The organism is Kocuria sp. ChxB (assembly GCF_044359605.1).
Lineage (GTDB): Bacteria > Actinomycetota > Actinomycetes > Actinomycetales > Micrococcaceae > Kocuria > Kocuria rhizophila.
This window is the reverse complement of record NZ_CP121123.1, coordinates 1318800-1337639: the sequence shown is the minus strand read 5'-3', so window position 1 is coordinate 1337639 and position 18840 is coordinate 1318800. Positions and strand designations below refer to the sequence as shown.

Sequence of the window (18840 nt, the reverse complement as noted above, 5' to 3'; positions counted from 1 at the left end):
TCTCAGCGGTGGGCGCTCACCACTCCGGGGCGATCTCGATCTCCGCGCCGTCCAGGTCCTCGGACCACTCCACCTGGCAGGTCAGGCGGGAGTTGTCGTGACGGGTGTCGTCCAGCATCTCCAGGAGGTCTTCCTCCTCCTCGTTGGTGCCGCCCGTCTTCACGAACGTCTCCTGGTCAAGGTACGAGTGGCACGTGGAGCACGAGGCGTTGCCGCCGCACGTGGCCAGGATGGGGAACTTGTTGCGGGTGAGGCACTCCATGAGGGACTCGAAGTCCTTCCACTCCACACCCTCGGTGCGCACACCGTCGCGGTCGGTCACGTTGATCTGGATGCTGCTCACTCGCCTGGACCTCCTGGGGCACTCGCCCCGGCCGAATTGTTCTGGGAACCAGCCGCCATTCTACGAGCGCCCGTCAAACCCCGCGTCATCGCACGACGCCGCCCGGCCGGCTTCCGCACGCGGGTCCCGTGCCGCCCGTGCCACCCGTGCCGCCCGGGGTGCTCGGGGCGCGGCCGGGGGGGTGCATCGCACCGGGGGCGCCAGCCAGGGGCCTGGACCGCACTGCCGAACCGGCCCGCACCCGCCGGGGCGGGCGGCGTCGTTCGCGCAGCGGGGCTTCAGCCCATGCGGCGGACGGTCAGCGCCTGGGCCACCCGGCCGATCGGGCCCTGCTCGTCGAAGAGCTCCGAGTGGGTCAGGCCCACGCCGTCCCCGCCGAACTCCACGTTGGTGTCCAGGCCCACCCACGCGGAGACCGGGGCGCGGAACATGTGGATGGTGAGGTCCACGTTGGGGAACGCCCACGGGCCGATCTCCACGCGGGGCGCCAGGCCGTTGGCGGCGTCCACCGCGCTGATGAACTGGGCGGTGGGGGAGGACTCCTCGCCCTCCACCACGGCCTTGCTGATCCGCAGCCAGCCCGCGCCGCTGCCCGGGCGGGGCATGCGCGCCACGCGGGCCTCGAGGGAGCCGATGTAGCCGCCGCCCCACTGCTCGTACATGTTCAGCTCCTCGCACTGCTCCAGCGGCGTGAGCGGCTCGATCTCCCCGCCCGCCACGTCCTGGGTGTCCGAGGTCTTCAGCCGCCACATGCTCAGCCGGATGCAGTCCCGCCCGCCGCTGCTCATGGTGGCCTCCACCAGCTCGATGGTCTTGCCCGGGCGCAGCACGCGGGTGTGCACCTCGATCTCGCCGCCGGCGATGAACCCCAGGATGTCGAACGAGAAGCGCACCGGGATCATGTCCTCGCGCGGGTGGTTGCGCTCGATCTCGTGCACCAGCAGCCCGGAGGACGCCGCCATGTGCTGCTCCTGGGGGCTCCATGCACCCTGGGTGAACACGGTGGTGCGGAAACTGTGCTCACCGGTGCGGATGTAGTGGGCGTCCGGGGTGTCCTCGCCGTTCACGCCCAGGTGGCCCACGGGCTGCTCGTCGCTCATGCGCTGATCCTCTTCCTGTCCGGGCCGTGGGCGCGCGGCGCATCCCAGGGGACACCCCCATCCACGGCCAAAGTGTGTGCCGGATTACACCCTAGGGGGAGGGCCGTGTGAACGCCTACCGGCGCGTAGTGCGAGCTCGCGCCTGTCCCGCGGGAGTTCTCGGTGAGCCGAGCTCCTGCCACGGACACCGGGCGGGATCAGGGCAGGGCGAGCCGGAACACCTTGCGCCACGCCTGGAACACCTGGCGGGGCAGCGGACCGGAGGTGTAGCGGATCCCGTACTGCTGGCAGATCTCCCGCACGCGCGGTGCGATCTGGGCCAGCCGGTTGGAGGGCATGTCCGGGAACAGGTGGTGCTCGATCTGGAAGGAGAGGTTGCCGCTCATGAAGTGCATGAGGCGGGAGCCGTCGATGTTCGCGGATCCCATGGCCTGCCGCCGGTACCAGTGCCCCCGCGACTCGTTCTCCACCTCGTCCTCCGTGAAGGTCTCTGCACCGTCCGGGAAGTGGCCGCAGAAGATCACCGCGTGCGCCCAGATGTTGCGGATCACGTTCGCCGCCAGGAAGCCCTTGATCGACGCCTTCCCCGACCCGGTGAGGGACGCCAGCAGGGGCGAGACCACGAAGTCCTTCGCGGACTGCCGCCCGAGCTTCTTCATCACGCGCTTGAAGTCCTCCCAGGTGGCTCGGCCGGACTTGGTCCCGGCGCGGAACTGGTCCAGCTCCACGTCGTAGATGGCGATCCCCCACTCGAAAGCCGGGGCCAGGAGGAGGTTGATCACGGGATTGAGCAGGTTCACCGGCCGCCACGGCTGGTCCGGGTCCATGCGCAGCACGTTGTACCCCACGTCCCGGTCCTTGCCGAGCACGTTGGTCCAGGTGTGGTGGAGATCGTTGTGGGTGCGCTGCCAGCCGACGGACGGTGCCACGAAGTCCCACTCCCACGTGGTGGAGTGGATCTCCTTGTCGTTCATCCAGTCCCACTGACCGTGCAGGACGTTGTGCCCGATCTCCATGTTCTCCAGGATCTTGCCCACGCTCAGGCAGCCCACGCCGCTCCACCACAGGGGCTTGTGCCGGGAGAAGATCATGCACGCGCGCCCCGTCAGCTCCAGGCCGCGCTGCAGGGCCACCACACGGCGGATGTATCGCGCGTCCGACTGCCCGCGCTGGGAGAAGATGTCCTCCCGCACGGCGTCGAGCTGTGCCGCGAGGTCGTCGAGTTCCGCCCGCGTGAGATTCAGGGGATCACCCGGTGGACGCGGCGCTGTTCTGGTGTCCGGGGTGGGGGTGGCTGAGGTGAGCGTCATGGGGGTTCCTTTGTTCAAGGGGTGCAGGCCGGAGGGATCGGTACCGGCGGAGAGGGGAGAGTGGCGGGTGTCAGGCGTCGAATGCGGCGTAGGGGGAGGGCCTCGTCACGCAGGTCTGGATGGGCCCGGGTTCCCGGTGGAGCTCACCGGTGCGGATGTTGGTGACCGCTCCGTCCGTCATGGGAATCAGGCAGCTGTGGCAGATGCCCATCCGGCAGCCGTGGGGCAAGGGGTGCTCGGCGCGTTCGGCGGCCTCCAGGATGGTGTCGCGCTCACCCACCGCCACGGTGAGGCCGCTGCGCTGGAGACGGATCTCTCCCGGGCGCCCGCCGGTGGCTGCGCGCGCCACATCGAACCTCTCCACCACGGGGGCGTGGCCGGAAACCTCCCCCAGTGCCTCCACGGCCGTGACGAAGGAGTCTGGGCCGCACGCGTACGTCGCGCGCGCCCGGTGGTCGGGGCACAGCGCGCCCACCTCACCCGGGTCCGCGGCGTCGAGCCTGCCGCGCTCCTCGGTGAACCAGAGGACCGGGCGGAGGCCGGGGAACTGGTCGGCGAGCTCCGGGATCTCGTCGTGGAAGATGCACGACTCCCGGTTCCTGGCCACGTAGACCAGGACCACGTCGTGATCCGGTCTGCGAGGCATGAGGGTCCGCAGCATGGACATCACCGGGGTGATGCCGGAACCGGCCACCATGAAGAGCAGCTCCGTGGGCATCTCCGGGAGGATGAACTGACCCTCCGGGCGCTCCAGGTACAGCACGTCCCCGGGAGCGGCCCGGTGGACGAGGTGCTCGGACACGGTGCCCTGGGCCCTGACGGTGATCGAGGGGTCGCCGTGCTCGGGAGCGCTGAGGGAGTAGGGGCGCCAGATCCGCTTCCCGTCCACCTCCACGCCGATCCGCGCCCACTGGCCCGCGCGGTGCGGGATCCAGCCGTCGCCGGCGGTGAAGAAGGCGGTCACGGTGTCGGGCGTCTCCCGGTGGATGCGGGTGATCCGCCCGCGCGTGTAGTGGGCGCTCGAGAGTGCGCCGAAGAGTTGTGCGAAAGAGCGCGGATCCTGGGGGTAGCTCAGGATGCCGGCTGCTGTGTGGAGGAATCTCACGATCCCGGAGCGGCCCATGCCCAAGTTCTATCCGATTGATAAGCAGGCTGGCAATCCCTGCGGGCCCTTTTCATCCTTCGGGCTTCCTGGAGGCGCTGCGGCGTGGCGCACCCCTGCAACGAAGAACACCCCGAACCTGAGGTTCGGGGTGTTCTCGAAGTCCCTGATCGGGACAGTGGCGGTGACGGTGGGATTTGAACCCACGTTGGCTTTGACACCAAACATCATTTCGAGTGATGCACCTTCGGCCGCTCGGACACGTCACCAGCTCCCAGCACTTTACAGGCCGGGACGCAACCCCTCCAAACCGGAGCCGTGTGCTGGCACGGTCCGCGGCGGCGTCGGGGTGCCTGGCTGTGAGGCGGGGATCGGCCGGTGCGGTGGGAGCTGGCGCGGGCTGGCTACGGAATGCCGGGGCGCCGGAGGGTCGGGGGCGAGGCCGCGCGGGGGCGGCGTCGTGCCGCGGAGCGGTCAGCGGCGCTCAGCGGTGGGTGCGGAAGAACTCGCGCAGCAGGGCGGCGCACTCGCTCTCCCGGACGCCCCCGGTGACCTCCACCCAGTGGTTGAGGCGGGGGTCCCGCACGATGTCGAACACCGAGCCGCACGCCCCGGCCTTCGGGTCCCACGCGCCGAACACCACGGTGGGCACGCGCGCCAGCACGATGGCCCCGGCGCACATGGCGCACGGCTCCAGAGTGACGACGAGGGTGCATCCCTCCAAGCGCCACTCACCGCGCTGTGCGGCCGCCTCGCGCAGGGCCAGCACTTCCGCGTGCGCGGTGGGATCGCCGCACTCCTCGCGACGGTTGCGGCCGGTGCCGATGACCCGGCCGTCCGCGTCCAGGACGACGGCGCCGATGGGCACGTCCCCGGACCCCGCCGTGAGTGCCGCCTCGGAAAGCGCCAGGTCCATCCAGCCCGCGAGCTGGATGGACCTGGCGGTGTGCGGAAGAGACATCAGGGTCAGCGCTGGACCCGGTTCTGGTTGAACCAGGCCGAGGTGGGCGCCTTGTACGCGGTGACGATCCAGAGGATGTCCACGATCAGCTTGGCGACGACCAGCACGATGATGATGATGTTCCACGGCGCGGGGTAGATGCCCAGACCGAACACGCTGAACAGGGACGAGAGGATCGCGATGGCCGCGAACACCGTGCCCAGGATGCGGGCCCAGTTCTTGCCCTTCTTCAGGAACGTGTAGACCAGCAGGTAGAGGGCCGCGGTGACGACGAGACCCACCACTGTGCCTGCGGTGCCTCCGACACCAGCGGCCTGGTCAGCCGCCTTGGTGGCCATCTCCGTGCTCAGGCCCTTGTCCTTGAAGTACTGCAGGTAGTCGACGTTCGCCGAGGCGATCAGACCCACGATGCCGTTGAGCACGTAGATGCCCAGGGAGATCAGGGTCAGCTTCAGCAACCGGTCCACGGTGGAGGGGCGCTCCATCGTGCCGGTGTACTGGCCGGGGTTGTACTCCGCGGTGCCGTACTTCCCGCCGGCCTGACCGTACTGCTGACCGGAGGGCTGGCCGTTGGGGCCACCCTGCGGTGCGCCGTTGACCGCGCCCTGGCCGTAGGGCATGGGCTGGCCGGACTGTCCCGGGCCGGGCTGTCCGAGGGCGCCGGACTGCGGGTTCTGCGGTTCGTTCGGAGTGGTGCTCATGACTGCCGTCCTTTCATCGGGTGGTGCGAGTGGTGGTGCAGGTGTGGGGGGTCACTCGTAGCGCAGGGCGGTGATGGGATCCTGGCGGGCGGCCCGCACGGCGGGGATGGTGCCGGCCAGGAAGGCGATGAACATGACCGAGAGGATGATCAGGGCAATGTTCACGGGGTTGAACAGGAACAGGCTCAGTCCGGGCAGCGAGGACAGCAACCCGTTGGACAGCACCCCGCTGAGGATGCTTCCGGCGGCCACGGCCACGGCCGCCCCGATGGCGGAACCCAGGAAGCCGATGAAGACCGCCTCCAGGGAGAACAGCCCGAAGATCTTGCCGCCGCTCATGCCCAGCGCCTTCATGAGCCCGATCTCCCGGGTGCGCTCCTGCACGGACATCAGCAGGGTGTTCACGATGCCGAAGCCGGCGGCGAGCAGCGCGATGATCGCGAAGGAGTTGAGGATCCACACGATGCCGTTGATGACCGCGCGGAACATGCCCAGCTGGTCCTCCACGGTCTGACCCCGCATCTGCTCGTCGGCGAGCGCGGACTTGATGGAGCCCACCTTGGACATGTCGTCCACGGTGGCTGTGGCGGTGAAGTAGGAGTTCGGCACCTTCCGCGGGCTGCCCGAGGCCTGGTAGTCGTACAGCTTCTTGTTCAGGCCCGCAGAGGGGATGGGGTTGTCGGAGGAGCCGGCCAGGGATGCCTGGGACACGCCCGAGACCTTCGCCGTGAACGTCTTGTCCTGGTCCACGGCGTTGCCGATGGCGATCTTCACGGTCTTGCCCACGGCGTCCTGGTTCGATCCAAGGCCCAGCGGCTCCACCCAGGAGGCCGGGAGCAGGATCTCGTCCTTGGCGCGCTCGGGAACCTCACCGGACTCCAGCTGCAGCCCGTCCGCCTCCGGGGGCGAGCCCAGGCTCAGCTTGAACTTCTTGCCGTTGGCGGACTCCAGGTACTTGGGGGTGACCAGGTACATGGGGTCCACGGAACCCACGCCGTCGATCTTCTCGATCTTGTCGATGTCCGAATCCGTGAGCCCGCTGACGGAGCCGAAGCCCAGCCGCACGTCGGCCTCGTCGGGGTTGTACTCGGTGGGTCCGTCCTCCTCGTTCGAGCCGGGGGTGGACTGCTCGGAGACCTTCTGGACGAACAGGGCGTTCTCGTTGCCGAACGCGGCCACGGTCTTGTCGATGTAGTCGTTGACGCCGGTGCCGATCCCCGAGGTCAGGGTGAGCGTGAACGAGCCGATGAAGATCGCGATCACGGTCAGGACGGTGCGCGCCTTGGACCGGAAGGTGTTGCCGATCGCCGTGCGCAGCAGATCGATGAATTTCACGCGGTGGCTCCTGGCTGGTCGGTGGTGCTGGTGGGGGCCGCGTGCCTGCCGGGGCGCGACGGTTCCTGCGCGGCGCGGGCGATCTCGGCGGCGTCGTCCTCGGTGAGGGTCACGATCGCGCCGGTCGCGGGCTCCGTGACCTGCTGGACCCCGGCGGGCTGCTGGGCCCAGGGGTGCTCCTGCGCCCGGTCCTGCTCGGCGACGCCGCTCGTGTTCTTGCCGGGGTTCGGCACCACCTCACCGTCCACCAGGTAGATCTGACGCGAGCAGCGCTGGGCGAGGTCCTCGTCGTGCGTGACGACCACCAGGGTGATGCCCTGGTCCCGGTTGAGACCGAAGAGGATGTCCTCCACCACCTTGGAGGTGGCGGAGTCCAGGTTGCCCGTGGGCTCGTCCGCGAAGATCACGGACGGGTTGTTGATCAGAGCGCGCGCGATCACCACGCGCTGCTTCTGGCCGCCGGAGAGATCGGTGGCCTTGTTGTCCGCCTTGTCCGCCATCTCCAGCTGCTCGAGCGCCTCCAGTCCCCGGCGCTTGCGCTCGGATGCCGGGACACCGGCGATCTTCAGCGGCAGCGTGACGTTCTCCAGCACGCTCTGGTTGGGGGTCAGGAAGAACTGCTGGAACACGAAGCCGAACGCGGAGTTGCGCAGCTCGTTGAGCTCCTTGGCGCTGAGATCGCCCGTGGGCCTGCCCTCCAGCGCCACCACGCCGTGCGTGGGGCCGTCCAGCAGGGCCAGCAGGTGCATGAGGGTGGACTTGCCCGAACCGGACTTGCCCACCACGGCCACCGACTCGCCCTTGCCGATCTCCAGGTTGATGCCCTTGAGGGCGTCGAACCTGGTGTCGCCCCTGCCGTAGATCTTGACCAGGTTCTCCGTTTCGAGAACGGGAGCCGCCATGTGTGGTGCCCCTTCCGAGGGTTGCCGTGCACGGGATGTCTGTGAAGTCACACTGTGTTCCCCCCGAGAATAGAGCACGGCCTCCCGGCACCGGCGGAGGAGGGTGGGCCCGTGACGACATCGTGACGCCCCGCCGGCGGGGTCCACGGCGCCGGTGGTGTCCGGTGAACCCCCGGGCCAGCGCCTCCGGCCGCCACCTCCGGTCGACGACTCGGGCCGGCACCGCGGCAGGTGTCCCGGTGCGGCGCGACGGGAGGGGCGCCGCGGCGTCGTTCAGGTGCTCGGAGTGGCCCCGGACCGCCGCAACCCCGTCCGCTGGGCGCGACTGCTAGATTCTGGGTATGCGAGTCACCGTCTTGGATCACCCGTTGGTCGCCCACAAGCTGAGCGTGTTGCGTGAGAAGGACACGTCCTCCCCCGTGTTCCGCCAGCTGGTGGAGGAGCTGGTCACGCTGCTGGCCTACGAGGCCACCCGCGAGGTGCGCGTGGAGCCGAAGACCATCCAGACCCCGGTGGCCGAGACGCAGGGCACCGCTCTGAGCCGGCCGCGTCCGCTGGTGGTGCCGATCCTGCGCGCGGGCCTGGGGATGCTCGAGGGCATGACCCGCCTGGTCCCCACGGCCGAGGTCGGCTTCCTGGGCATGGCCCGGGACGACACCACCCTGGACATCATCACCTACGCCGAGCGGCTGCCGGACGACCTCACGGGCCGCCAGGTGTACGTGCTGGACCCCATGCTCGCCACGGGTGGCACCCTGAGCGAGGCCATCAAGTTCCTCTACCGCCGCGGCGCGGAGGAGATCACGTGCGTGTGCCTGCTGGCCGCGCCCGAGGGGCTGGAGCGTCTGGAGCGCGAGCTCGGGGACAGCCAGGTCAACGTGGTTCTCGCGTCCGTGGACGAGCGGCTGGACGAGAACGCGTACATTGTCCCGGGCCTGGGGGACGCCGGGGACCGGCTGTACGGCGTGGTGGACTGAGCCCACCCAGTTCTCCACTCGCGGGACGTCCGACCCCATCCGGGCGGGAAAAGCAAGCAGTTTTCCACTGGGAGTAACCGGGGGCGTGTCCCATCTCACGATGCGAGAAAATCGCGCGTATATTACTTGCCAGTGGAGTCGTGTGTCGCCGAACATGGACGATAACGCCGTTTTCCAGTGAATTCACGGGAACGGGGCTCAACGAGGCAGGGGTTGGAATGTCAGGCGCACCGGGTTACGTCCACATCTCGCAGCGGCACCGTGTGCCCGGCGCCCAGCCCGCCGCGCGCACTCGTGGAACCCATCGCGCCCCGATCGGGTCGGAGGACCACCGGCACCTGCGCTCCGTGGCCGCGGACTTCGCGCCCCAGGCCCGCCCCGAGGCGCAGGCGGTGCTCGAGCAGCAGCCCACGGAGGCCCGGGGCTTCGTGCTCTACGTGGGCGTGGACGAGCAGGCCGCGGCGGACCGCGGCATCAACCTGGTCCAGCTGGTGCAGGAGATCCGCCAGCACATCCGCTCCACGGTTCCCGAGTCCGACTCCTACGCGGCCGTGGCCCTCGCCCCGGTGAACGCCGAGGGCACGGACTTGGAGGTCGTGCGCAGCGCACTGGGGGACCCCACCTTCACGGACCCGGTCATCGAGCCCCTGACCCCGCTGCCGGCCTGCGGTGCCGGCAGTCGCATCGACCACCAGCGCGTGGGCGTGCTGATCGACCTGTCCCGCCGCGAGGTGTTCCTGGACGGGGACCTGCTGAACCTCACCCACCGCGAGTTCGAGCTGCTCAACTACCTGGTGGAGAACGGCACCCGCACCGTGGGCCGCACCGAGTTGCTCGACAGCCTCTGGGGGGATGCCGAGGAGATCCCCTCCGAACGCACGATCGACGTCCACGTCCGGCGGCTGCGCTCCAAGCTGGGACGCCTGGCCAACACGGTGCGCACCGTGCGCGGGCAGGGCTACCGGTTCTACGACCACCCCGAAGTGGTCGTGTGGGCCGCCCCCGAGTACTCCATCTGACGGCCTTCCGGCTCATCCGGCCGAGACTCCACGCCCCGCCGGTGCAACCACTGTGCGCACTCAGGACGCCACTGCCCATGCCGCGCGCCGCGCACGACGCCGCCCGCAACGGTGCCCGGCGGCGTCGCCAGCCGGGGTGAGCGGCCCGTGACAGACTGGCACGCATGACGCGCCACGACCTCAAGCAGCTGGTGATCATGCGCCACGGGGAAGCCGACTTCCCGCGGGACGTGCCGGACCACGACCGTCCGCTCGTGCCCCGCGGAGCGCGGGAGGCCGCGGCGGCGGGTGCGTGGCTGGCGGAGAACGCACCGCCCGAGATGATCCTGGTCTCGCCGGCCCTGCGCACCCGACAAACGGTCACGTGGGTGTGCCACAAGCTCGGGGAGAGGGCCCCCACCCCGCAGCTGTGGGACTCGCTGTACAACGGTTCGGACGCGCAGCTGCTCGCCGCGGTCAACCACGTGCCGGAATCCGTGCGCACCCTGCTGGTGGTCGCGCACATGCCCGGTGTCCTGGACGCCGTGCTGCGCCTGGCCTCACGGGACTCGGACCAGGACGCCATGATGGACGCCGCCGCGGGGTTCCCCACCGCGGGAACGGCGGTGCTGGAGGTTGCCGGGGACTGGGCCCTGCTCGACGGTGCCGACGCCCGGCTCACGCGGTTCCACGCCCCGCGGGTGTGAGGGGGCCGGCGCGCTCACTGTGCGCGTTGCTCCACGGCCCGGCGGCGGAATGACGATCTGTGCCACGGGCGGCACCCCTGGGCCTGCGCTTCGGGGGTCCCGCGCCGCGACACCATCGCCGGGCACCCGGGCCGTCCCGGGTCAGCGCCTGGGCTCGCAGGCCACCCCGTCCCCGTCCCCGTCCAGACCGGTGCGGTACCCGGGGGAGCCCGCGTACAGGGGTGCCATCCCGGCGGCGCGCGCGTCCACGCACCGGGAGAAGTAGAGGTCCCCGGAGGGGGCGTTGGCGGGTGGTGCCCCGGGTGCCGGTGCGGCGGGTGGTGCCGGCTGCGCGGGGGCCGCGGGCTGGGCAGGAACCTCCGCGACGGGCTCGTCCACGGGCTCGTCCACGGGCGCCGGCCACTGGCGCGCACGCGGCAGCTGCTGGCCGGGGCAGGCCTCCAGCACCCGGACCATCGCGTTCTTCTCCGCGTCCGTGACCCACAGCTCGTAGTTCTTCTTCACCGCGATCTGCGTGGCCACGTACTCGCAGCGCTCACCCGTGGCAGGCGGCAGCCAGGTGGCGGCGTCCCCGTCCGACTTGCGGTTGTTGCTGGGGCCGTCCACGGCCAGCAGGTTGAGGGGGTCGTTGGCGAGCTCGGTGCGCCGGGCGGCGTCGAGCTGCTGGGCGCCCTTCTGCCACGCGTCGGAGAGCGCGACCACGTGGTCGATCTGCACCTCGGAGCTGGTGTCCTGCCCCGCCGTGAAGGCCGTGGCCACCCCGGTGTACGGGCTCAGCAGGGAACCGGCCGCGACCGTGCAGCCGTGCGTCCCGGGCTTCACGTCGATCCCCGTGAGGTCCCGGCGCAGCACGTCGTTGCGGGTGTCGCAGCCGTTGTGGTCCGCGTCCGCCCAGCGCGGTCCGAACTCGTCCCGGGAGTAGCCGGTCTTGGGGGCGCGGCCCTTCACGGGTATCTCGTCCAGCGCCGCCAGCGCCGTGCCGGGCGCGGCATCGCGCGTGCGGTCCTCGGCGCGGTGCTCCCCGGCGGACGACGACGCCGCGCTCGGCCCGGGCGCCCCGGTGCGGCTCGCAGAGGTGGCGGGCGTGGTGGAGGGGGCCGGCGGCGTCGTCGTGCTCCGCGCGGTGCCGGAGCCTGTGGAGGACGCAGACGGTGTCGGAGCGCCCGGCGTGCCGCACCCGGTGAGGGCCAGGACGAGGGCGGAGGCGGCGAGGGCGAACCGTGCGGTGGGGGAGGTGCGGGGGGAAATCAGGGGGATCTCGATCCTGCCGGTGCCGCGGGGGCGGCGTTCAACGCAAGAACCCCGCATCCGGGGGATGCGGGGTTCTGAGGGAGTGCGCCCGGAGGGATTCGAACCCCCAACCTTCTGATCCGTAGTCAGATGCTCTATCCGTTGAGCTACGGGCGCCTCTGTTTCGCAACCACGGGCTGCGCAACGGGTAATAACTTACACCCGAGGGCCCCTGGGGACAAATCGTGGAACGGGCGGCCCGGGGGCACACCGCGCCGTCATGGGGGACGGCGCGCGGCCTCCCCGCGATAGACTCGGCCCACACCCCTGTGCCACCCAGGAGAGCCTGGACCCCGGCGCCGCCCCACAGCGACGTGGAGCGCTCGGACCGGAAGGGTCAGGCCCCAGGGGGCGCGGCACGCACGACGGCCTCAACGAGGAGACATGTCAATGGCTGACAACAGCACGGCAAGCATCGGGACCACGGAACTCAACCAGGAGGTCCGGCAGTCGCTGGAGAATCCCCCCACGGACTACCGCGGGCTGGTGGACTGGGTGCGGGAGATCGCGGAGCTGGCGCAGCCCGACCGCATCCACTGGGCCGACGGCTCGGACGCCGAGTGGACGCAGCTGACTGACCAGATGGTCGAGGCGGGCACCCTGGTGCGGCTGTCCGAGGAGAAGTTCCCCAACTCCTTCGCGGCGTTCTCGGATCCCGAGGACGTGGCGCGTGTGGAGGAGCGCACCTTCATCTGCACCAAGACCCAGAAGGGAGCGGGCCCCACCAACAACTGGGAGGACCCGCAGGTCATGAAGGAGACGCTGAACAAGCGCTTCTCCGGTGCCATGCGCGGGCGCACCATGTACGTGATCCCGTTCGTGATGGGCTCCCTGGACGCGCAGAAGCCCCAGTACGGCGTGGAGATCTCGGACTCCCCCTACGTGGTGTGCTCCATGCGCATCATGGCCACGATCGGCAGCGAGGTCCTGGACAAGATGTCCCGGGACAAGGCTCCGTTCGTGGAGTGCGTCCACTCCCTCGGCGCCCCGTTGGCTCCGGGCGAGCAGGACGTGCCCTGGCCCTGCAACCCCGCCAAGTACATCGTGCAGTTCCCCGAGGACCGCGCCATCTGGTCCTTCGGCTCCGGCTACGGCGGCAACGCCCTGCTGGGCAAGAAGTGCTACGCGCTGCGCATCGCCTCCGCGATCGCCCACGACGAGGGCTGGCTGGCCGAGCACATGCTCATCCTCAAGGTCACCGACCCCGAGGGCGACTCCCGCTTCATCGCCGCGGCCTTCCCGTCCGCGTGCGGCAAGACCAACTTCGCCATGCTCGAGCCCACCGTGCCCGGGTGGAAGGCCGAGATGGTGGGTGACGACATCGCCTGGATCCGCTTCGGCAAGGACCGCACCCCGCGCGTGGTCAACCCCGAGGCCGGGCTGTTCGGTGTGGCGCCGGGAACCGGCTGGTCCACCAACCCGAACGCCATGCACGCGATCGCCCGCGGCAACACCATCTTCACCAACGTGGCCCTCACGGACGACGGCGGCGTGTGGTGGGAGGGCATGACCGACGAGGTCCCCGAGCACCTCACGGACTGGAAGGGCAACGACTGGACCCCGGACGCCGGGCGTCCCGCCGCGCACCCGAACTCCCGGTTCTGCACGCCCATCAAGCAGGTGGACATGCTCGCGCCCGAGTACGACGACCCCGAGGGTGTGCCGCTGTCCGCGATCATCTTCGGTGGCCGCCGCAAGACCACGGTGCCCCTGGTGTCCGAGTCCTTCGGCTGGGAGCACGGCGTGTTCCAGGGTGCCACGCTGTCCTCCGAGACCACCGCCGCCGCCAAGGGCGCGGTGGGTGTGGTCCGTCGCGACCCCATGGCCATGCTCCCGTTCATCGGCTACAACGCCAACGACTACCTGGAGCACTGGCTGGACACCGGCGCCCGCATGGGTGAGGAGAACATGCCGCGGATCTACTACGTGAACTGGTTCCGCCGCACCCCGGACGGCGGCTTCGCGTGGCCCGGCTTCGGTGAGAACTCCCGCGTGGTCAAGTGGATCGTGGAGCGCCTCAAGGGCACCGCGGGCGGTCAGGAGACCCCCGTGGGCATCCTGCCCCGCAAGGAGGACCTGGACCTCACCGGCCTGGACATCTCGGACGAGGAACTCGACGCCGCCCTGCGCGTGGACAAGGACGAGTGGCTCGCGGAGCTGCCCGGCATCGACGAGTGGTTCGCCCGCCTGCGCGACGTCCCCGAGGTCATCCTCGAGCAGCGCGCCGGCCTGGAGGAGCGCCTGAAGAACAGCTGATGCGGGACCGGCGCCCGCCGGAGCCCACCCCTGCACGAGCACGCCGCGCGGCCGATCCGACCGCGCGGCGTGCTCGTGTCCACCGACGGACGGGTCCCTGAGGAAAGGACGACGATGCGGCTCACGGCCTTCTCCGACATCGCCCTGCGGGTGCTGCTGCTCATGGCCGGGCTGCCGGACGGCACCCGGCTGTCCACACAGCGCATCGCCGAGGGCGTGGGCGCCCCGTACCACCACGTGGCCAAGACCGTGGCGAGACTCCGCGGGATGGGCCTGCTGCGTTCCCAGCGCGGGCGGGCCGGGGGAGTCGTGCTCACCGACGAGGGGCGCGCCGCGAGCGTGGGACAGGTGCTGCGCGTGCTGGAGGCGGACACCGCGATCGTCGAGTGCGAGGCGGACGAGACGGCCTGCCCGCTCAACCACGGGTGCCGGCTGCGCAGCGCGCTCGCGGGCGCGAGGGAGGCCTTCTACCGCGAGCTGGACGCCGTACGCATCGCGGATCTGGTGAACCCGCGACAGGTGGGCCCCATCGCGGTGGAGCTGGGACTGCGTCCGCCCGGCATACGGGAGGGCCCTGTGCACCACGAGGGATCCGTGAGCTCGTGAAGTCCGCTCCTGCGGGGCGGTGTGCGCGCGGCCGGGGCACACGGCTGGGGGCACCGCCCCCGCAATAAATAGCATATGGAATGCTAAATTAGTCTCGTCAGGTCACGACGAGAGGAAACCGCCATGCTGTCCGAGAAGTCCCGCCCGGTCATCGCCCAGACCCTGGGCGTCGTCGCCGAACGGATCCCGCACATCACCCCGGAGTTCTACCGGTCGATGTTCGAGGCCCGCCCGGACCTGCTGGACGGGATGTTCAGCAGGGCGAACCAGAAGAACGGCACCCAGCCGCAGGCGCTCGCGGGATCCATCGCCATGTTCGCCTCCCACCTGCTGAACCACCCGGACTCCTACCCGGACGAGGTGCTCTCCCGCGTGGCGCACAAGCACGCCTCGCTGGGCCTGAAGCCCGAGGAGTACCCCACCGTCCACGAGCACCTGTTCAAGGCCATCGCCGCTGACCTCGGGGACGCGGCCACGCCCGAGGTGGTCGCAGCGTGGGACGAGGTCTACTGGCTCATGGCGGACGCCCTCATCAAGCTGGAGAAGGGCCTCTACGCCTCGCAGGCGAACGACGTGATGTTCGCGCCCTACCGGGTGGTCTCCAAGGACGAGGTCGCGGACGGGGTGCTCGCGTTCGACCTGGAGCCCGCGGACGGCACGCCCATGACCCCGGCCGTTGCGGGCCAGTACGTGTCCGTCCAGGTCACCGTTCCGGACGGGCTGCGCCAGCCCCGCCAGTTCACGCTGGTTCCCAGTGAGCCCGGGCACCGCCGGGTGGTCGTGCGCGAGGACCCGCAGGGGGAGGTCACCCCGGTGCTGCACCGGGACGTCGCCGTGGGGGACGTGCTGGAGGTCTCCAACCCCTACGGGGACGTGGTCCTGGACCCGGACTCCCGCGCGCCGCTGGTGCTGGTCTCGGCGGGGATCGGAGTCACCCCCGTGCTGGCCTTCCTGGAGCAGCTCGTGCGCGAGGACCCCGAGCGGGAGGTGCTGGTGCTGCACGCGGACCGCTCCGAGGCGGCGTGGCCGTGCCGGGAGCAGGTCCGGGAGTACGTCTCCCAGCTTCCGAACGCGCGCCTGGTCTCGTGGCTCGGCACCCCGGGGGAAGGGGACCACGAGGGGCGGATGGACGTCACCCAGGTGGAGATCCCCACCGGCGCCGAGGTCTTCATGTGCGGCCCGCTCCCGTTCATGCAGTCCGTGCGGTCCCAGGTGATCGACTCCGGCGTGCCCGGCCGGGCGGTCCACTACGAGATCTTCGGCCCGGACCTGTGGATGCTGCACGACGAGGCACGCGCCGCCGCCTGATCCTGCAGCGCATTCGACGACGCCGCGCGGCCCAGTGGGCTGCGCGGCGTCGTCGTACCCGCGGTGGGGCGGGGCGGGCGGTGTCCGGGGGCGCTCAGCCCTGGCGCACGATGCCCAGGACGGTGTCCCGGACGGCCTCCATGGCGGCGGTGTCCGGGGCCTCCACGTTGAGCCGCAGGAAGGGCTCGGTGTTGGAGGGGCGCAGGTTGAACCACCAGCCCTGGGTGGGGTGCGTGAACGTGGTGCCGTCCATGTCCTCGACCGTGACCGCGGGATCGGTCGAGGCGAAGTGCGCGCGCACGCGGTCTACCGCGGCGGCCTTGTCCTCGATCTCGGAGTTGATCTCGCCGGAGGCCACGTAGGGGTCGTAGCGGTCCATGAGGTCGCTGAGCGTGCCGTCCTGCTCGCCCAGGGCCGCCAGGACGTGCATGGCCGCGAGCATCCCGGTGTCCGCGTTGAAGAAGTCCTTGAAGTAGTAGTGCGCGGAGTGCTCACCGCCGAAGACCGCGTGCTCGGAGGCCATCACGGCCTTGATGAACGAGTGGCCCACACGGGTCCGCACGGCGCGGCCGCCGTTCGCCTCGATCAGCTCGGGCACGGCCTTCGAGGTGATGAGGTTGTGGATCACCGCGGGCTGCTCCTCGCCCGCGGCCCGGGCCCGGGCGATCTCGCGCTCGGCCACGATCGCGGCCACGGCGGAGGGGGAGACCGGCTCGCCGTCCTGGTCCACCACGAAGCAGCGATCGGCATCCCCGTCGAACGCGAGGCCGATGTCGGCGCCGTGCTCCCGCACGGCCTTCTGCAGGTCCACCAGGTTGGCGGGCTCCAGCGGGTTGGCCGGGTGGTTGGGGAACGTGCCGTCCAGCTCGAAGTACAGGGGCACGATCTCCAGCGGCAGCGCGTCCAGCAGGGCATCCCCCAGAACGGCGGGGGTGGTGAGACCGGCCATGCCGTTGCCGGCGTCCACCACGACCTTCAGGGGGCGGATGCCGCTCAGGTCCACGAGCGAGCGCAGGTAGTGGGCGTAGTCGCCCAGCACGTCCCGGCGCGTCACCTGGCCGCGGCGCTCGGCCGCGGGGATCTCCCCGGCGTCCAGGAAGCCCTGGGCGGTGTCCCGGATCTCGTAGAGCCCGGTGTCCGAGGACACGGGCACCGCGCCCGCCTTCGCCATCTTGATGCCGTTGTACTGGGCGGGGTTGTGGCTCGCGGTGAACGTGGCGCCCGCGCAGTCCAGGGTGCCGCACGCGAAGTACAGCTCGTCCGTGGAGATGCTGCCGATCACCGTGACGTCCGCCCCGCGCCGCGTGGCGCCGTCCGCGAAGGCCTCGATGAACTCCGGGGAGGAGGGACGCATGTCCCCGCCCACCACCACGGAGGAGCCGGTCAGGCCCAGGACGTCCACGAAGGCCGCGCCGGTGGCCCGCACGCTCTCGGCGGTGATGCTCTCGCCCACGATGCCGCGCACGTCGTAGGCCTTGAATGATGAGGAAAGGTCTGTGGTCACGGTGCACGATTCTACGGGAGCCCCGTGAGCGTCCACGGGCCGATCCGCGGTGCCACGGCATCCGTGGGCCGCTGTGGTTACATGAGAGCCATGGCCGAGTTCCTGAGGATGAGCAACCCGATCCAGCACTACGCCTGGGGGTCCTGCTCGGTGCTCGCCGAGATGCAGGGCCGCCCCGGACCCACCGAGCAGCCCGAGGCGGAGCTGTGGATGGGCGCGCACGCCAGTGCGCCGTCCCGTGTGAGTGTGGACGGGCAGCAGCGCGGGCTCGACGAGCTGGCCCCCCACCTGCCGTTCCTGCTCAAGATCCTGGCCATCGACGCGCCCCTGTCCATCCAGGTCCACCCCACGTCCGACCAGGCCCGGGAGGGGTTCGAGCGGGAGAACGCCGCGGGCATCGCCCTGGACGCCCCCCACCGCAACTACAAGGACCCCCACGCCAAGCCCGAGACCGTGGTGGCACTCACGGACATGTGGCTGCTCGCGGGCCAGCAGAGCCGAGCCCAGCTCTCGGCCGTGGCCGAGGACCTCGGCCTCTCGTGGCTCGCCACGGCGGCCGCCTCCCCCTGTCCGCTGCGCCACGCGCTCGAGCTCTCCGACGACGCCGCCGCGGCCGCCGTCCGTGAGAGCGTCAACGCGGCCGCCCCCGCACCCGACACGGCGGCGTCCGCACAAGAGGGGACCGTGTCGCTGTCCCCCGAGCAGGACGCGAACGAGCGCGCGCGCCGGCTCATCCGGCTGCTGACCCACCACTACCCGGAGGACCGGGGGCTGCTCGTGGCGCTGTGCATGAACGCGGTGCACCTCAGCCCGGGGCAGGCGCTGTTCACCCCCGCGCAGCAGGTCCACGCCTACCTCAGCGGAACGGCCGTGGAGATCATGGGCTGCTCGGACAACGTGCTGCGCGCCGGGCTCACCTCCAAGCACGTGGACGTCCCCGAGCTGCTGCGGGTCATGGCCGAGACCCAGCAGCCCGTGGCACCGCTCGAGACCCGCACCGCGGAGGACGGAGCCGTGCGGTACCCCCTGTGGGACCCGGCCGTCACCCTGCTCAGCGCGCGCGTCACTCCGCAGACGCCGCTCGTGCGGGAGATCGCGGACACGTGCCTGGTGCTCGTCACCGAGGGTTCCCTGGAGGTGGACGCTCACCGCCTGGAGGTGGGCGAGGCGGCCGCCGCGCGCACCGGTGCGGGCGGCGTCGTCGACCCGGAGAAGGAAGCTCCGGGAGCGGGGGGTGCCGCACGGACCGGAGCGGGAACCCGCGCCGGTGCGGGGGAGTCGCTCATCCGTCTGGGTGGACCGTGCACCGTGACGGCCACGGGGACCGGTCAGCTGTTCCTCGTGGAGGCCGTCACCGTCGGGCGACCGGAGGACCCCGATCTCACCCTTTAGGTTGTCGCGCATCCTCGCCGCGAGGGGTTGAATAGCTGGGCCCTGGTT

Annotated in this window: 17 protein-coding genes and 2 tRNA genes; 7 read left to right on the top strand and 12 right to left on the bottom strand. The window is 70.5% G+C overall.

Annotated elements, in window-relative coordinates; all coding sequences use genetic code 11:
* Positions 1–16: 16 nt before the first annotated feature.
* The 9 genes from P8S73_RS05885 to P8S73_RS05845 form a co-directional block, all read right to left on the bottom strand.
* Positions 17–343, bottom strand: a complete 327-nt coding sequence (locus P8S73_RS05885; protein ID WP_019309925.1) for a 2Fe-2S iron-sulfur cluster-binding protein — start codon at positions 341–343, stop codon at positions 17–19.
* A gap of 278 nt (positions 344–621) precedes the next feature.
* Positions 622–1443 (bottom strand): thioesterase family protein, encoded by an 822-nt coding sequence (locus P8S73_RS05880; protein WP_019309926.1) that lies wholly within the window; start codon positions 1441–1443, stop codon positions 622–624.
* A 197-nt stretch (positions 1444–1640) separates the two neighbouring features.
* Positions 1641–2753: an acyl-CoA desaturase gene (locus P8S73_RS05875; protein ID WP_070636986.1), complete on the bottom strand. Its 1113-nt coding sequence runs from the start codon at positions 2751–2753 to the stop codon at positions 1641–1643.
* Positions 2754–2823: 70 nt separating this feature from the next.
* Positions 2824–3876 (bottom strand): flavin reductase family protein, encoded by a 1053-nt coding sequence (locus P8S73_RS05870; RefSeq protein ID WP_249494090.1) that lies wholly within the window; start codon positions 3874–3876, stop codon positions 2824–2826.
* Positions 3877–4034: 158 nt separating this feature from the next.
* Positions 4035–4124: transfer RNA gene (locus P8S73_RS05865), tRNA-Ser, on the bottom strand.
* 215 nt (positions 4125–4339) lie between these two features.
* Complete coding sequence (tadA, locus tag P8S73_RS05860) at positions 4340–4816, bottom strand: tRNA adenosine(34) deaminase TadA (RefSeq protein ID WP_059281445.1); 477 nt, start codon at positions 4814–4816, stop codon at positions 4340–4342.
* A gap of 5 nt (positions 4817–4821) precedes the next feature.
* Positions 4822–5517, bottom strand: coding sequence for a hypothetical protein (locus tag P8S73_RS05855; RefSeq protein ID WP_121566896.1), 696 nt, complete (start codon positions 5515–5517; stop codon positions 4822–4824).
* A 51-nt stretch (positions 5518–5568) separates the two neighbouring features.
* Positions 5569–6852 carry an ABC transporter permease gene (locus P8S73_RS05850; protein WP_121566895.1) on the bottom strand — a complete coding sequence of 428 codons (1284 nt, stop codon included), beginning with the start codon at positions 6850–6852 and terminating at the stop codon, positions 5569–5571.
* On the bottom strand, positions 6849–7754 hold the full coding sequence (locus P8S73_RS05845; protein WP_059281448.1) for an ABC transporter ATP-binding protein: 906 nt from the start codon (positions 7752–7754) through the stop codon (positions 6849–6851). Before P8S73_RS05845 ends, P8S73_RS05850 begins: the two co-directional genes overlap by 4 nt.
* 341 nt (positions 7755–8095) lie before the next feature.
* Here P8S73_RS05845 and upp point away from each other — a divergent pair, with 341 nt between their 5' ends.
* From upp to P8S73_RS05830, 3 genes are all read left to right on the top strand, one after another.
* Positions 8096–8731, top strand: coding sequence for a uracil phosphoribosyltransferase (gene upp / locus P8S73_RS05840; protein WP_019309933.1), 636 nt, complete (start codon positions 8096–8098; stop codon positions 8729–8731).
* Between the two features lie 218 nt (positions 8732–8949).
* A complete protein-coding gene (locus P8S73_RS05835) occupies positions 8950–9750 on the top strand; it encodes a winged helix-turn-helix domain-containing protein (RefSeq protein ID WP_070636985.1) in 801 nt (266 codons plus the stop codon).
* Positions 9751–9914: 164 nt separating this feature from the next.
* Positions 9915–10436, top strand: a complete 522-nt coding sequence (locus tag P8S73_RS05830) for a histidine phosphatase family protein (protein ID WP_271073816.1) — start codon at positions 9915–9917, stop codon at positions 10434–10436.
* Positions 10437–10577: 141 nt separating this feature from the next.
* Here the strand turns inward: P8S73_RS05830 and P8S73_RS05825 are convergent, their stop codons facing one another.
* Both P8S73_RS05825 and P8S73_RS05820 read right to left on the bottom strand, forming a co-directional pair.
* Positions 10578–11744, bottom strand: a complete 1167-nt coding sequence (locus P8S73_RS05825; protein ID WP_396350554.1) for a DUF1524 domain-containing protein — start codon at positions 11742–11744, stop codon at positions 10578–10580.
* Between the two features lie 26 nt (positions 11745–11770).
* Positions 11771–11843 (bottom strand) — tRNA-Arg (locus P8S73_RS05820).
* 273 nt (positions 11844–12116) lie between these two features.
* On the opposite strand from P8S73_RS05820, the gene P8S73_RS05815 reads away from it, so the two are divergent.
* The 3 genes from P8S73_RS05815 (at position 12117) to P8S73_RS05805 (ending at position 15896) form a co-directional block, all read left to right on the top strand.
* Complete coding sequence (locus P8S73_RS05815; protein ID WP_047978551.1) at positions 12117–13982, top strand: phosphoenolpyruvate carboxykinase (GTP); 1866 nt, start codon at positions 12117–12119, stop codon at positions 13980–13982.
* A 114-nt stretch (positions 13983–14096) separates the two neighbouring features.
* Positions 14097–14588, top strand: a complete 492-nt coding sequence (locus P8S73_RS05810) for an Rrf2 family transcriptional regulator (protein ID WP_047978550.1) — start codon at positions 14097–14099, stop codon at positions 14586–14588.
* Between the two features lie 123 nt (positions 14589–14711).
* Entirely contained in the window at positions 14712–15896 is a 1185-nt protein-coding gene (locus P8S73_RS05805) for a globin domain-containing protein (protein WP_047978549.1), read from the top strand.
* Between the two features lie 94 nt (positions 15897–15990).
* On the opposite strand, the gene P8S73_RS05800 is transcribed toward P8S73_RS05805, so the two are convergent.
* Entirely contained in the window at positions 15991–17400 is a 1410-nt protein-coding gene (locus P8S73_RS05800) for a phosphomannomutase/phosphoglucomutase (protein ID WP_047978548.1), read from the bottom strand.
* Positions 17401–17490: 90 nt separating this feature from the next.
* On the opposite strand from P8S73_RS05800, the gene manA reads away from it, so the two are divergent.
* Positions 17491–18792, top strand: a complete 1302-nt coding sequence (gene manA / locus P8S73_RS05795; protein WP_059280775.1) for a mannose-6-phosphate isomerase, class I — start codon at positions 17491–17493, stop codon at positions 18790–18792.
* Positions 18793–18840: the final 48 nt, after the last annotated feature.